Below are 13,326 nucleotides of genomic sequence, written 5' to 3'. Positions count from 1 at the left end.
TATCGAGATTGAAAGGGTTGATCGTCATGGTTCGTCCGGCAGCGCAGGCGGCCGCACGTTTTGGCCTTCGACGGCGGCTTGTGCGGCCCCCGTGACCGCCTTTTCCTCGTCCGGCGTCAGCGGGCGGTCGGACAGCACCTCCACCTTGACGTTGCGCTGGGCGAAGCTGATGCCGTTCTTGTCGAACGTATCGCGCAATTTCTGGTAGGCATCGCGCCGGATCACCCATTGGGCGCCCGGCTTGGCCATGAACTTGACGCCGACCACCATGTTGAACTCCTCCATGCGGCGCACGCCCTGCGATTTCAGAGGCTCCAGGATGTAGCTGCCATAGTTGGGGTCGGCCTGCAGTTCGGCACCGACCTGCTTGACCAGCTTCTTGACGAGCTTCAGATCGGTTTCGAACGGCACGCGGAACTCAAGCTTCATGATCACCCAGTCGCGGCTATAGTTGGTCAAGGACTTGAGCTCGCCGAAGGGGATTGTGTGAACTGCGCCGCGATGGTGGCGGACGCGCATCGAGCGCAACGACATCGATTCCACCGTTCCACGGAGGTCGCCGATCTCGATATATTCACCGACCCGGAAGGCGTCGTCGACGAGGAAGAAGATGCCCGAGACGATGTCGCGCACCAGCGACTGGGCGCCGAAGCCGATCGCGACGCCGAGGATGCCGGCGCCGGCGATCAGCGGTGCGATATTGACTCCGAACGAGGACAGGATGGTCAATCCGACCAGGGTGATAATCGCCACCAGAAGGATGTTGCGCATCAACGGCAGCAGGGTCGCCATGCGCGCCTCCGGCCCGGGCGGTTCGCCGGGGGGCGGGGCGACGTAGTTCGCCATCCGGCGGTCGATCGCACCCTTCGCCCAGCCCCAGACGAGATCGGCGATCAGAACGGCCGCGATGATGTCGACCGCCACCCGCACCAGCCGGCCCGCCACGCTCGGCGATTCCGACAGCGTGGCGATGTTGGCGCCCCAGGCGGCGGCGATGAAGGCGAGGGCCAGAGCGGCGAGCACGAACCGCCCGACGCGGCGGGCGACCGGCCGATAGGTCGCATAGCGCTCGGTGTCGGATTCTTCGATCGCGTTGCTCTGGCCTTCGGGTAGGGGCGCTTCGCTCTGGATGGCCGCCACCTTCGCGATTTCGACCACGGGTTCGCCTTCGCGGTCGACGGCCCTGCTTTCCTCGGCCCGATCGAAGAAGTGATCGATCATGGCATAACTGACCCGCAGAACCGGAAAGAAGGCGCCAGCCACCAGCACAGTCCACATTAGCTCTGTCGCGCCGAACAACCACAGCAGGTAGGCGATCACGATCACGACCGACAGCACGACAGGCAGCACCCGGAAATTGATCGGTTCGAAACGGTGTCCAATCCGCGTGGGGGCTTGCTGGCGCATTGCACGCGAGAGCGACCAGACCATTGCGACGAGTGCAGCAACCGTCAGTGCCCCGAGACCGACCGCGACAGCAAGGGCGGCGTTGACTGCCTGCGGCGAGCCTGCCGGGCCGAAGGCCAGGGTGTCGAGCGTGTCGGAGGCGACCAGAGCTAGCACTAGCAAGGCGGCGACGATGACATGCCAGCGATGGACGAGCCTTGCCATGGCGTTGGTGAGCGGCACCAACCGCAGATGTTCGTTGCGCGGCGCGATGATGAAGCGCGACAGCATGGCGAGCGCACGGATGCCGATGACGGCGAGCAGCAGGTTGACGACGAGCCGCTCGAGGAAAGGCGGCCAGTCGAAACCGAGGAATGTCCCGATGCTCCCGAGCGCGAACAGCGCAAGCGCACTCGCCTGAAGCAGCAGCCGGCTGGCGGCGCCGGCGACGCGCCGCCACAAGGAGGCGGGCCGGACATGCTCGATACGCATCATGACGGGGTGGAAATATTGCCAGAACAGCCATTCGAACCCGCCGCCGACGAACAGGAACACAATGACGTAGATCAGGCTGCGCAATGCCTGATCCTGCGAAAGTTCGCTCCGCCAGGCTTGCGCCAGCACCTGCGGCACGAACGGAAAGTTCGACCAGGCCGCGGCAAGCTCGGCCATGCGCGAGCGGGCAGCGGCCAGGCGGTCGCTGATCTCGGTGCGCAGGGAAAGGCCTTCCTCTTCGGCTGCTGGCGGTGAGTCGGCAAGCTGCTGTTTGAGCCATTCGACCACGCGCGGGTCGCCGAGGATGCGCAGCAATTCCTGGACGTCGTTGGGCGACGGTTCCGTCGCGGCCGGTGCTTCCTCGCTGCCTGACGGGAGCGGAAGGGGCTGCGCAGCTGCCGCGCTGCACAGCATGGCCGCGAGCAGCAAGGCCGAAATCAGGCGCCCGACCATGGTCATTCCGCGGCCTCGGCCGCGCCATGTTCGGAAAGTCGGTGCGCCTCGTCGAACCTGTGCAGGTCGCGCGCCCGCAGGAAAGGTGGAACGAGCCGCCTGACCTTGAATTCACCAGCCGGCGGCGCCAACTGGCAAGAAAGGCGGGTTCCGGCTGGGGCGCCGACCCGTGCCAGCGTCTTTTCTTCCTCCGCCTCCATCAGTGGCAGCATGCCTCCATTCGCGATTTCCACCCGGCAAGTGCCGCAGCGTCCGCGTCCGCGGCACAGATTGGCCATCGGCACGTCGTTGAGGCGGGCGATGTCGAGCAGCGTCATGCCTTGGGTTCCCGCCGCTGCCATGCCGCCGTCGAAGGAGACGCGGACGAGCCCGTCATTGCTGGCCAGGCGCAACTGCCGCGCGACGAGGACGAGCACGACCAACCCGACATAGACATAGAAAACGGTCCAGTTGATCGACTTCAGGATCGCCAGGATTTCTTCGAAGGGCAGCGCCAACTGCATCGGCGGCAGCGCCGGCCGGCCTTCGGCGATGACCTGATTGCCGGCCTCGACGAAGCCGAGCAGTCCGAGCACGGGGATCGCCACCGCGAAAGGATAGAGGAACGCTCCCGCCCTTGCCCACCAGAGCTGGATACGTGCCCAAGTGTAGACACCAATGCAGCCATGGATCCAGAGGACCGCGAGCAGGACCACCTGCCGCAGCCCTTCGAGCGGCTGGTCGATCCAGAAATAGGGGATCAGGCTGGCAAAGCTCGGTACCACGCCGTAGCGGGCCGCGATGGCGGTGCCGACGACATGGGGAGCGAGTAACGGAACGATCGCCAGGCTGGCGATCACCTGGACCGTATCCGTCGGTGACAGGCGAAGCGTGGTGCGGCGATAGATTGCCAGCATCCCGAGAGCGAAATGGGCGCCGAGGGACAAGGTGAGTAGGAGGGTTCCGGCCAGATTGGTCCAGGCGCCCATGAGCAACGGACGCGCCCGATCCATCATCTCGACCGAGTGAAGGCCGAGCGCGACGTTGATCAGGTGCATCGTGACGAAAGCGAACAGGACCAGTCCCGAGATGATCCTGATCCGCTTTTCCATGACCCCTCCGCCTGGCCTCGGGCGCGGGTGCGCGCCAGCAGTAGCGGCGATATTAGCAAGACTTTATGGGCGCGCACTATCCCCGACCCGGGCGGTGATTGACTCGGCTCCGTCCATGCGCGAGACAATGTTGAAGATTTTCCGTTCTCTTGGAGAAATCGGTGTTCTTTCGCTCGGACGAGGACAATGCCACCGTGGTCCGCCTGCTCGCCGAGCAGGTTCGCCGCGACATCTCCTTTGGCGTTCTTGAACCTGACACCAGGCTGAAGATCGACGACCTGCGGCAGCGCTACGGCGGCAGTGCGCATTCGTTTCGCGAGGCCCTCACTCTTCTGGCCGCCGACGGCCTTGTCGAGGCCAGCGCGCAACGGGGATTCCGCGTCGCATCGGCAACGCAGGCCGACCTGGAGGACATCCTTAGACTGCGCGCCGAGATCGAACCGCTCGGGCTGCGTTGGTCGATGGACCGCGGCGACGTGCGCTGGGAAGGCGAGGTGGTGGCGTCACGTCACGCGCTGTTGCGGACGTCAGAGGCCGTGGTGGCCGACCCCGAGGGGTTTGCGCTCGATTGGGACGATGCCCGCCGCATTTTCCATGCCAGCCTGGTGTCGGCTTGTGGGTCACCGCGCCTTATCGGGGTGCAGGCGCGGCTGTTCGGACAAAGCCGGCGCTTCGGTCTCGCCGCGCTGCGCGAGGGGCGCATCGATTTCGCTCGTGATGCCGCGACAGCCGAGGCGCTTGTGGAAGCCGTGCTGGCGAAGCTGGTCCGGGAGGCAGCGGAACTTCTGCGCACCTACATCCTCGAACCGGTGACCGGGTTGGGGCATGGCGCCGGAACGTAGAACTCGTCATTATTTTCAAGGGAGGAAAAACCATGCATTTGATCAACCGCAGAACGTTCGGGGCGATCGCCCTAGCCGGCACGTTGGTCGCCGCGTCCGGTACGGCCGTTGCCGCCGACAAGATCAGCATCGGCCTGTTGTCACTCACCTCGCATTCGCCAAGCATCATCGCCGAGGCGAAGGGCTATTTCACAGAGCAGGGCCTCGAGACCGAGTTCGTGACGTTCCAGGCCGCACAGCCGATGGCGGTGGCGATCGCCTCCGGTGACGTTGATTTCGGCGTGACGGCGATCTCGGGCAGCCTGGTCGCCCTGGCCGAAAAAGGCGTGGTCAAGGTGATCGGCGGCGCGCTGCAGGAGACACCGGACGTCGAGGGTCAGAAGATTCTCGTTTCTAAGGCGGCCTATGATTCCGGCGTCACCTCGCCGGCCATGCTCAAGGGACGCAGCTACGGCATCACCACTACCGGTTCGTCGTTCCACTACATGGCGCACAAGATCGCCGACAAGGAGGGCTTTGACCGCTCCGAGATCAGTGTGAAACCGCTGCAGAAGGTCCCGGCGGTGATCGCGGCGCTGAAGTCGGGTCAGATCGACGCCTGGTCGATCGTGCCCAACATTGCCGGCGCGTTGACCAAGGGCGGTGAGGTGATGGAGATCGGCAAGGTGTCCGACTACATCGACAGCTATCAGGTCACGACCGTCTTCACCTCGACGGCGATTGCCACCGAAAAACCTGAACTGGTGAAGAAGTTCCTTGCCGGCTTTTCCAAGGGCGTTGACGACTACAATGCGGCGCTGGTCGACAAGTCGATGAGTGAGGCCGACACCGACGCGATCGTCGAGATGATCCACAAATATGTCTACAAGGATCAGCCGCTCGACCAGGCGGCGCCGCGCATCAAGGCGGGCGCCATGCGCATCAATCCCAATGCGCGCATGAACCTTGCCAGTATCAAGGACCAGCTTGAGTGGTTCAAATCCGAAAAGATGGTTCCCGAGGACGCGTCGATGGCAAACCTCGTCGACACGAGCTTCGTGGAAACCTTCTGAACCGGTTGATCTCCGGAACATCGCGCGAAGACGGGCCACGGGATGAAGATCATTCTCGATGACGTCTCGCACCGGTACGGCGAGACGGAGGTGCTGAAGAACATCTCCTTCTCGCTCGCCGACGGCGAGATCGTCTGCATCATCGGCCCGTCGGGTTGCGGAAAGTCGACCCTCTTGCGTTTCGTCGGCGGACTTGAGCGCCCGGAAAGCGGCAAGGTGCTGCTTTCCGGCGAGCCGCCGGCGGGTTCACTCAACCCGCTGACCTATGTCTTCCAGGATTTCGCGCTGCTGCCCTGGCGCACCGTCGAAGGCAATATCAGCCTGGTTCTGGAGGATCATGGCATCCGCGGCGGCAAAGCGCGGGAAGTCATAGACGACGTGCTTGCGCGCACCAAGCTGACGGATTTCCGCAAGGCCTGGCCGCGCCAGCTTTCGGGCGGCATGAAGCAGCGCGTGGCGATCGCGCGGGCGCTCAGCGTGCGGCCGGCGGTGATGCTGATGGACGAACCGCTTTCGGCGCTCGACAGCCAGACCCGCGAGCTCTTGATGGACGATCTGGTCGATCTGTGGACGCGCGAAGGCTTTTCCGCCTGCTACGTGACTCACAATCTCGCCGAGGCGGTGCGCCTCGGCCACCGCATCGTCGTCCTGTCGCGGCGTCCGGGCGAGATACGCGAGATCGTCGAGATCGACATTCCGCTTGCCCAGCGGCTCGACAGGCTGCCCGAACTTGACAGGCTGCAAAGGCGTATCTGGACGATCATGCGCGACGAGGCGAGGGCCGCCGACATGGAGATCGCCGATGTCGGATGAGCGGGTGGCGCGCACGACCGGTGAAACGGTCCGACCGACGGAAGGTGGTGAACGGCAGGTGCCCTTCCGCGGTGGCGGCTTCCGTCACCGCCCGCTCGGCGTGGTGTCGCCGCTTGTCTTCGTCGTCCTGATCCTGGTCTGGGAGCTCGGTTCCCGCTGGGGCATCATCTCCGATATCGCCCTGCCGGCGCCTTCCGAAGCGTTCCAGGCCTTTATGGCGCTGGTCGAGACCGGCATGCTGTGGAAACATCTCGGCGCCAGCCTCTACCGCCTGCTGATCGGCTGGACGATCGGCAGCCTGCTCGGCATCGCCGTCGGGCTGATGATCGCTCTGTTTTCGCTCGCCCGCGCCGGCCTGCTGCCACTGGTCTCGGCCCTGTTCCCGATCCCCAAGATCGCGCTGCTGCCGCTCTTCATCATCTGGTTCGGCATCGGCGAAGGCTCCAAGGTGGCGACGATCCTGTTCGGCACCTTCTTCCCGACCGTGATCGCCACCTATGGCGGCGTCGACAATGTCGACCGCAACCTGATCCGCATGGGCCAGTCGTTCGGGCTGTCGTGGCTGTCGATCGTGCGCAAGATCATCGTTCCGGGCGCGCTGCCGGCGATCCTGTCCGGCTTCCGTATCTCGGCCTCGATCGCCATCGTGCTCCTCGTAGCGGCCGAGATGATCGGCGCCGAGTTCGGCATCGGCGCCTACATCCTGATGGCGGGTGCGCTGTTCGCGACGGATCAACTCATCGCCGGCGTTGCGATGCTGTCCGTGTTGGGGCTCACCATTGGTTGGCTGATCGGGCGCGCCGAACGCGTGTTGCTTGGCTGGCGCACCTAAGTCTTGGAGTCGGTCGCGCCCTCCGCGTGGGCGCTGTCGCGCAGTCTCAAGAAGCTCATCGAGATGTGCGACCGGCGGATGTGGCCGATGATCTCGAGGTCGCCGAGTTCAACCGCGGCGACGATGTCGGCGACTTCGCGGTGAAAGATCACGATCTCGTTGTGCAGCACTTCCTTGTAGCTGGCGAGCCGCGACGCGGTCTTCAGCCAGATGCGCGTCGTCTGGTAGTAGAGCCGCTCGCTGATCGCGCGCAGCGGCTCGTTCGCCGTCAGCGACGTCAGAAGGTGGAAGAAATCCATGTTGATAGTGGCAAATTCGCGCGCGTCCGGCTTCGCGATCAAGGCGTCGCAACGCGCCAGAAGGGCGCGAAACGCAGCCACCTTGTGTCCGTCTGGACGGACGGGGGCCAGCTTGCCGATCAGCTCGGCGAGCTCGACGCGAAGCTGGTACACCTGCTCAAGCTGGTCGATGTCGATGTCGGTGACGATGGTGCCGACGCCGTGCACCGAGCGCAGGAGCCCCTCGTCCTCGAGCCGGGCCAGCACGCGGCGGATCGGCGTGCGGCTGACGTCGAACTCCTCGGCCAGCGCTTCCTCGCGCAGGCGTTCGCCCGGCGGGTATTCGAGCAGCGAGATGCGCCTCCGCAGCACCGCATAGATGCGCTCTATGCGCTCGCGGGAACCACCGGGCGCGGTGGCGGGTTCGTCGGTATCGCTCTCGAGGATAGACTCCAGTTCACTCATCGCATCATCTTGAGGCGCAGCTTGTCCAGCATGGTGATACAGGCTTGTAACTGATCAAGTGCGACAAATTCGTCCGGTTTATGCGCCTGCTCGATCGAACCGGGCCCGCAGATCACCGAAGAGATGCCGGCGGTCTGGAACAGGCCGGCTTCGGTGCCGAAGGGCACGACACCGGCATCTTCGGCGCCGGTGAGTTCGCACACGATGCGGCGCGCTTCCGATTCGGGTACAGCACGCAGACCCTGGACCTCGCCGATGACGTGGGTGACGATGTCGGCGTCGGGCGAAACCGCCTGCATGGCCGGGCGCAGTACTGTCGACACGTAGGCGTCGAGGTCGCTCTTCACGAAGTCGGCGTCGTCAATGGTGATAGGACGCATTTCCCACTCGACCGAGCACTGGCCGGCGATGATGTTGCGTGCCGCGCCGCCGGTCATGCGCCCGACCTGCACCGTCGTCCATGGCGGCTCGAAGCGGCTGCTCGCGGGCGCCCGTTCCTTCAATTGCTCGCCAAGGTCGAGAAGACGGGTGATGTAACGTGTCGCGTATTCGACGGCGTTGACGCCGCGCTCGGGCGCGGAGCCGTGGCCTTCGAGGCCGGTGAAATCGGTTGTGTATTCGTAGCAGCCTTTGTGGCCCTCAATGACGCCCATCTCGGTCGGCTCGCCGATGATGGCGACGGCCGGCCGCAGCCCGGCATTGGCGAGTTCGGTGATCAGCGCCCTGGCCCCGAAGCAGCCAATCTCCTCGTCGTAGGTGAAGGCAAAATGCAGCGGGCGTGCCAGTTCGGTTTCGGCGAAGGCGGGTGCCGTGGCGAGTGCGCAGGCGATAAAACCCTTCATGTCGCAAGTCCCGCGCCCGTAGAGCAGGCCGTCGCGCTCGTCGAGCACGAAGGGATCGCTCGACCATTCCTGGCCTTCGACCGGCACCACGTCGGTGTGGCCGGAAAGCACGATGCCGCCGTCGCCGGCTGGCCCGAGGGTGGCGAAAAGATTGGCCTTGCTGCCGCTGTCGTCACGCATGATCGAAAGCGTTGCGCCGACGCTGCTCAGCAGATCGGCGGCATAGGTGATGAGGTCGAGATTGCTGTCCGACGAAACGCTCGGGAAGCTGACAAGATCGGCGAGGATCGCGCGGGTGCGATCGAGGTCGGTCATGGCGCTCAATCCTTGACAAAAAGCTTGCGCGGTCGGTTGCACAGGCATTCCGCCGCGGCACCGTCGCGGATCAGGATGCTCTCAGTGATCTCCAGTCCCCAGTCGGTCATCCACAGGCCTGGCATGAAATGGAACGTCATGCCGGCCTCCAGCACGGTGTCATCCTCGTGGCGGAAGGAGATGGTGCGCTCGCCCCAGTCGGGCGGATAGGAAAGGCCGATCGGGTAACCGCAGCGGCCCTCCTTCTTGATGCCGGCTCGCTCCAGGGAGCCGAAGAGGGCGCGCGCGACATCGCCGGCGCGGTTGCCGGGCCGGGCCGCCTCGAGGCCAGCCTCCAGCCCCTCGACCAGCGCCTTTTCGGCGTCCAGCATCTCCTGCGGCGGCCTGCCGAGGAAGACCGTGCGGCAGAACGGCGCGTGATACCGGCGGTAGCAACCGGAGATTTCGAAGAACGTCGCCTCGCCTCTGGCGAAAGGACGCCCGTCCCAGGTCAGGTGAGGCGCGGTTGCATCGGCGCCGCTCGGCAGCAGCGGCACGATAGCCGCATAGTCGCCCCAGGCGTCGCTGGTGCCCCGAACGGCGTCGGCATAGATCTCGGCAACGAGCTCGTTTTTCACCAGCCCCGGTTCGACACGCTCGACGATGCCGTCAACGATCTTTTCGGAGATGCGCGCGGCGCGTCGCATGAAGGCGATCTCCTCGTCCGACTTGACCGCGCGTTGCCAGTTCACCAGCGCGGTCGCGTCGACGAAGGTGGCGTCGGGCAGTTCCGCCGTCAGCACCAGATGCGCCTTGGCCGAATAATAGTAATTCTCCAGTTCCACGCCGACATGTTTGTCGGCATATCCGCGCGCGCGCAGCCTTTCGGCCAGGTCCTGCATCGGGTGATGGCGGGTCGACTGGATGTAGCGGTCGGCGTAGCCGATGACGTCGCGATCCTCCATCCACACGGTGCGGACCGCGCCATTGGCATCTTGCGTGCGGCCCCACCAGACCGGATCGCCATCGTGGAAGACGATGACACCCTGATGGACGTAGAAGGACCAGCCATCATAACCCGTCAGCCAAGCCATGTTGGATGGATCTTCGACGAAAAGCACGTCGATTTCGGCCCGCGCCATCGCGTCGCGAACCTTGGTCAGGCGGCGGTCATATTCCCCTTTCGAGAAGGGCAGTTCGGCAGCCGGCATGTTTCCTCCCTGCAGCGGCGCACACGGTTCGCCGCTGAACTGAACGATAATGTGTACAACTATCCGGACGCAAGCCGAAACAGGCATATGATGCGGATGGAAAGCTGCAAAAAATCGTTGACAGCCTTCGCGCCAGCGTGATGTTGTACACAACAAATGAAAACGGGTGAACATCACAATGGGAGTGTTGCTATGAGACGTGCAATCCTGAAGGGCGCGCTCGCGCTCGGCGTCGCCGCGCTGACGGTCGGTTCGTGGGCCGGGTCGGCGTCCGCGGGCGAACTGCTCGACAAGATCAAGGCCGGCGAGACGATCCGCATCGGTTTCTCCAACGAGGTTCCCTGGGCCTACCCGGGCGACAACAACCAGCCGCTCGGCTTTGTGAACGCCATCACGATCGACATCCTGAAAAAGCTCGGCACCACGAACATCGAGCCTGTCGTGACTGAATGGGGTTCCCTGATTCCCGGCCTGCAGGCCGGCCGTTTCGATATCATCACCGGCGGCATGTACATCCTGCCGGAGCGCTGCCGAAACGCGCTCTTCACCGAGCCGCTCGGCACGTTTGCCGACGCGCTTCTGGTTCCGAAGGGCAATCCGGAAGGCCTGCATTCCTTCGACGACGTGCGCGACAAGGGGCTGATGTTCGTCACCGGTGCCGGCTACAACACGGTCAAGAACGCCAAGAACGCGGGCATCGCTGAAGACAAGATCATGCAGGTGGCCGGACCGGCCGAAATCCTGCAGGCGGTCAAGGCAGGGCGCGCCGCGGCCGGCAGCGGCACCTACTTCACCATGAAGGAGTTCGCCGACAAGGACGAAGCAGTCGAGCTCGCCGACCCGTTCACGCCGCCGGTCATCGACGGCTATCCGGGCCTGGCCTTCCTGCCCAACCAGCAGGAAGAGGTCGACGCCTTCAATGCGGCTCTCAAGGACTACATCGGTTCCGACGAAATGATGGAATCGGTCAAGCCCTACGGCTACTCAAAGGCCAACCTGCCCGACGGCACGCCGACCGCAAAGCTCTGCGAAGGTTGATCCACCCCGCGCCTGCGGGCTGAACTGAACCAGGCGTTTCCCGGTTCGTCCGGGAGACGCTAGGCGGGGGTCGGCTGCATGAACGAGTTTGCACTGGGCTTCAGCGTTGCTGCGCTGTTCAAGGGTGTGGCCGTCACGTTGCTCGTCACGGTCGGCGCCTCTTTGGTGGCGATCGCGCTTGGCCTCGTCGTGGGGTTGATCCGGGTTTCGACGGTGGCGCCGCTGCGCTGGCTTGCGGTGGCCTATATCGAGTTTTTCCGTGGAACCTCCATGCTGGTGCAGCTTTACTGGTGGTTCTTCGTCCTGCCGATCTTCGGGCTCACCATGTCACCATGGACGGTCGCTATCATCGGTGTCGGCATGAACGTCTCCGGCTACGGGGCTGAACTCGTCCGAGCCGCCATCCAGAGCGTGCCGCGCGGCCAGTACGAGGCCTCCACGGCGCTCAACTTTCCGCGGTTGACCATGATGCGGCGGATCATCCTGCCGCAGGCGATCCGCGGCATGCTGCCGCCCTGGGGCAACCTGCTCATTGAGCTGCTCAAGGGCACGTCGCTGATTTTCTTCATCACCATCACCGAGCTCACCACCGCGGCGAAGCTCGCCGCCGACGCGACCGGCAACTATCTGCTGTTCTTCGCGGTCGCGCTGTTCGGCTACTACGTCATCGCGCGGGCCCTGATCACGCCGCTGGTGCGCTGGCTTGAGCGCCGCTTCTCGCGCGGCTTCGTGCGGGAGGCGCTGGCGTGAACATCTGGGACTGGGAATATGTCTGGGAGGCGCTGCCGTATCTTTACCGGGGCGCCGTCGTCACCGTTCAGGCAACCTTCATCGGCTTCGCGATCGCGCTGGTGTTGGGTTTGATCTTCGCACTGATCCGCCAGTCGCCGAACCGCCTCGTGCGCGGTGTCATGGCCGAGATCATCGAGTTCATCCGTTCCACGCCGCTGCTCCTGCAGATATTCTTCGTCTATTTCGTCGGTCCGCAATTTGGCATCGTCATTCCTGCCTGGATCGCCGGTGTCGGCATGCTCGGCATCCACTATGCCGCCTATTGCTCGGAGTGCTACCGGGCCGGCATCGAGAATGTCGACGGCGGCCAGTGGGAGGCCTGCACGGCGCTCAACCTTTCGACGCCGCGCGCCTGGCGGGTGATCATCCTGCCGCAGGCGATCCCGCCGATCGTGCCGAGCCTCGGCAACTACTTCATCGGCATGTTCAAGGACACGCCGATCCTCGCCGCTATCGCCATCCTGGAAATGCTCCAGCGGGCCAAGAATTTCGGCGCCGAGAACTACCGCTACATCGAGGCGATCACCACAGCGGGCGCGCTCTACCTGTTCTTCAGCCTCGTTGCCTCGGCGATCGTCCAGGGCGTCAGCCTTTGGCTCAATCGCCGCTACCATCTGCAGTAGGAGCCCGTCATGAGCGAACCGATGGTCCGTTTCGAGAACGTCACCAAGCGCTATGGCAGCCTGACGGTGCTCGATCAGCTCGACCTCGACATCCAGCGCAACGAAAAGGTGTCGATCATCGGCCCGTCCGGCTCCGGCAAGACAACGGTGCTGAGGATGCTGATGACGCTGGAGCGCATCAACGAGGGCGTCATCTGGGTCGACGGCGAGCCGCTCACGCACATGGAAAAGAACGGCTCGATGGTGCCGGCCAGCGACCGCCACCTGAGGCGAGTGCGCGGTAAGATCGGCATGGTGTTCCAGCACTTCAACCTCTTCCCGCACATGACGTCGCTGCAGAACTGCATGGAGGCGCCGATCTCGGTGTTGGGCCTGCCGCGCGCGGAAGCGGAGCAGCGCGCCGCCGAACTGCTTGACATGGTTGGTCTCGGCGACAAGAAGGGCCATTTCCCGATCCAGATGTCGGGCGGCCAGAAGCAGCGCGTCGCAATCGCGCGAGCGCTGGCCATGCGGCCCAAGGTGATGCTGTTCGACGAGGTGACCTCGGCGCTCGATCCGGAACTGGTCGGCGAGGTTCTGAACGTCATCCGCCAACTCGGCGCCGAGCACGACCTGACCATGCTGATGGTCACGCACCAGATGGGCTTCGCCAAGGAATTCTCGGATCGCGTCTGCTTTTTCTACGGCGGCAAGATTGCCGAGCAAGGGCCGCCGGACAAGCTTTTCAACGACCCGGACAACGAACGCACGAAGCAGTTCCTGAGCGCGGTCCTTGAGGCGGGGTAGTGCCTCGAGCCCGCCCGACCGACCATGAAAAGC

At 64.2% G+C, this 13,326-nt stretch carries 13 protein-coding genes; 8 read left to right on the top strand and 5 right to left on the bottom strand.

Features of this window, described 5'->3' with window-relative positions; all coding sequences use genetic code 11:
• Positions 1-24: 24 nt before the first annotated feature.
• Together FQ775_RS13855 and FQ775_RS13850 are read right to left on the bottom strand one after the other, a co-directional pair.
• Entirely contained in the window at positions 25-2,340 is a 2,316-nt protein-coding gene (locus FQ775_RS13855) for a mechanosensitive ion channel family protein (protein ID WP_146301306.1), read from the bottom strand.
• The gene (locus FQ775_RS13850) at positions 2,337-3,425 is read right to left on the bottom strand and encodes a 2Fe-2S iron-sulfur cluster-binding protein (protein ID WP_146301305.1); all 1,089 of its coding nucleotides are present in this window, start codon (positions 3,423-3,425) and stop codon (positions 2,337-2,339) included. The genes FQ775_RS13855 and FQ775_RS13850 overlap by 4 nt, the downstream gene beginning before the upstream one ends.
• 161 nt (positions 3,426-3,586) lie before the next feature.
• On the opposite strand from FQ775_RS13850, the gene FQ775_RS13845 reads away from it, so the two are divergent.
• From FQ775_RS13845 to FQ775_RS13830, 4 genes are read left to right on the top strand one after another with little or no spacing between them, the layout of a single operon-like run.
• Positions 3,587-4,267, top strand: a complete 681-nt coding sequence (locus FQ775_RS13845; RefSeq protein ID WP_146301304.1) for a GntR family transcriptional regulator — start codon at positions 3,587-3,589, stop codon at positions 4,265-4,267.
• 32 nt (positions 4,268-4,299) lie between these two features.
• Entirely contained in the window at positions 4,300-5,319 is a 1,020-nt protein-coding gene (locus FQ775_RS13840) for an ABC transporter substrate-binding protein (RefSeq protein WP_146301303.1), read from the top strand.
• A 42-nt stretch (positions 5,320-5,361) separates the two neighbouring features.
• Positions 5,362-6,132 (top strand): ABC transporter ATP-binding protein, encoded by a 771-nt coding sequence (locus tag FQ775_RS13835; RefSeq protein WP_146301302.1) that lies wholly within the window; start codon positions 5,362-5,364, stop codon positions 6,130-6,132.
• Positions 6,122-6,964 (top strand): ABC transporter permease, encoded by an 843-nt coding sequence (locus FQ775_RS13830; RefSeq protein WP_146301301.1) that lies wholly within the window; start codon positions 6,122-6,124, stop codon positions 6,962-6,964. Before FQ775_RS13835 ends, FQ775_RS13830 begins: the two co-directional genes overlap by 11 nt.
• Here FQ775_RS13830 and FQ775_RS13825 read toward each other — a convergent pair.
• Genes FQ775_RS13825 through doeA form a run of 3 tightly spaced genes read right to left on the bottom strand, consistent with a single transcriptional unit; the run spans position 6,961 to position 10,054 of the window.
• On the bottom strand, positions 6,961-7,707 hold the full coding sequence (locus FQ775_RS13825; protein ID WP_146301300.1) for a GntR family transcriptional regulator: 747 nt from the start codon (positions 7,705-7,707) through the stop codon (positions 6,961-6,963). The two genes, FQ775_RS13830 and FQ775_RS13825, sit on opposite strands and share 4 nt — an antisense overlap.
• The gene (gene argE / locus FQ775_RS13820; protein ID WP_146301299.1) at positions 7,704-8,864 is read right to left on the bottom strand and encodes an acetylornithine deacetylase; all 1,161 of its coding nucleotides are present in this window, start codon (positions 8,862-8,864) and stop codon (positions 7,704-7,706) included. Before argE ends, FQ775_RS13825 begins: the two co-directional genes overlap by 4 nt.
• Positions 8,865-8,869: 5 nt before the next feature.
• Positions 8,870-10,054 (bottom strand): ectoine hydrolase DoeA, encoded by a 1,185-nt coding sequence (gene doeA, locus FQ775_RS13815; protein WP_146301298.1) that lies wholly within the window; start codon positions 10,052-10,054, stop codon positions 8,870-8,872.
• 192 nt (positions 10,055-10,246) lie between these two features.
• Here doeA and ehuB point away from each other — a divergent pair, with 192 nt between their 5' ends.
• The 4 genes from ehuB (at position 10,247) to ehuA (ending at position 13,293) form a co-directional block, all read left to right on the top strand.
• Complete coding sequence (gene ehuB / locus FQ775_RS13810) at positions 10,247-11,092, top strand: ectoine/hydroxyectoine ABC transporter substrate-binding protein EhuB (RefSeq protein ID WP_146301297.1); 846 nt, start codon at positions 10,247-10,249, stop codon at positions 11,090-11,092.
• 78 nt (positions 11,093-11,170) lie between these two features.
• On the top strand, positions 11,171-11,842 hold the full coding sequence (gene ehuC / locus FQ775_RS13805) for an ectoine/hydroxyectoine ABC transporter permease subunit EhuC (RefSeq protein WP_146301296.1): 672 nt from the start codon (positions 11,171-11,173) through the stop codon (positions 11,840-11,842).
• Entirely contained in the window at positions 11,839-12,507 is a 669-nt protein-coding gene (gene ehuD, locus FQ775_RS13800; protein WP_146301295.1) for an ectoine/hydroxyectoine ABC transporter permease subunit EhuD, read from the top strand. The genes ehuC and ehuD overlap by 4 nt, the downstream gene beginning before the upstream one ends.
• Before the next feature lie 9 nt (positions 12,508-12,516).
• Positions 12,517-13,293, top strand: coding sequence for an ectoine/hydroxyectoine ABC transporter ATP-binding protein EhuA (ehuA, locus tag FQ775_RS13795; RefSeq protein ID WP_146301294.1), 777 nt, complete (start codon positions 12,517-12,519; stop codon positions 13,291-13,293).
• Positions 13,294-13,326: the final 33 nt, after the last annotated feature.

Source organism: Nitratireductor mangrovi, assembly GCF_007922615.2.
GTDB lineage: Bacteria > Pseudomonadota > Alphaproteobacteria > Rhizobiales > Rhizobiaceae > Mangrovimarina > Mangrovimarina mangrovi.
Note: the sequence above shows the minus strand (reverse complement) of the source record. Positions and strands in the feature narration are given on the sequence as shown.

Excerpts from the sequence above, each read along its gene's own strand:
- FQ775_RS13850 (WP_146301305.1), bottom strand. The coding sequence starts at position 3,425 with ATGGAAAAGCGGATCAGGATCATCTCGGGACTGGTCCTGTTCGCTTTC.
- FQ775_RS13825 (WP_146301300.1), bottom strand. The coding sequence starts at position 7,707 with ATGAGTGAACTGGAGTCTATCCTCGAGAGCGATACCGACGAACCCGCC.
- FQ775_RS13855 (WP_146301306.1), bottom strand. The coding sequence starts at position 2,340 with ATGACCATGGTCGGGCGCCTGATTTCGGCCTTGCTGCTCGCGGCCATG.
- ehuB (WP_146301297.1), top strand. The coding sequence starts at position 10,247 with ATGAGACGTGCAATCCTGAAGGGCGCGCTCGCGCTCGGCGTCGCCGCG.
- doeA (WP_146301298.1), bottom strand. The coding sequence starts at position 10,054 with ATGCCGGCTGCCGAACTGCCCTTCTCGAAAGGGGAATATGACCGCCGC.
- FQ775_RS13835 (WP_146301302.1), top strand. The coding sequence starts at position 5,362 with ATGAAGATCATTCTCGATGACGTCTCGCACCGGTACGGCGAGACGGAG.
- ehuC (WP_146301296.1), top strand. The coding sequence starts at position 11,171 with ATGAACGAGTTTGCACTGGGCTTCAGCGTTGCTGCGCTGTTCAAGGGT.
- FQ775_RS13830 (WP_146301301.1), top strand. The coding sequence starts at position 6,122 with ATGTCGGATGAGCGGGTGGCGCGCACGACCGGTGAAACGGTCCGACCG.
- argE (WP_146301299.1), bottom strand. The coding sequence starts at position 8,864 with ATGACCGACCTCGATCGCACCCGCGCGATCCTCGCCGATCTTGTCAGC.
- FQ775_RS13840 (WP_146301303.1), top strand. The coding sequence starts at position 4,300 with ATGCATTTGATCAACCGCAGAACGTTCGGGGCGATCGCCCTAGCCGGC.
- ehuA (WP_146301294.1), top strand. The coding sequence starts at position 12,517 with ATGAGCGAACCGATGGTCCGTTTCGAGAACGTCACCAAGCGCTATGGC.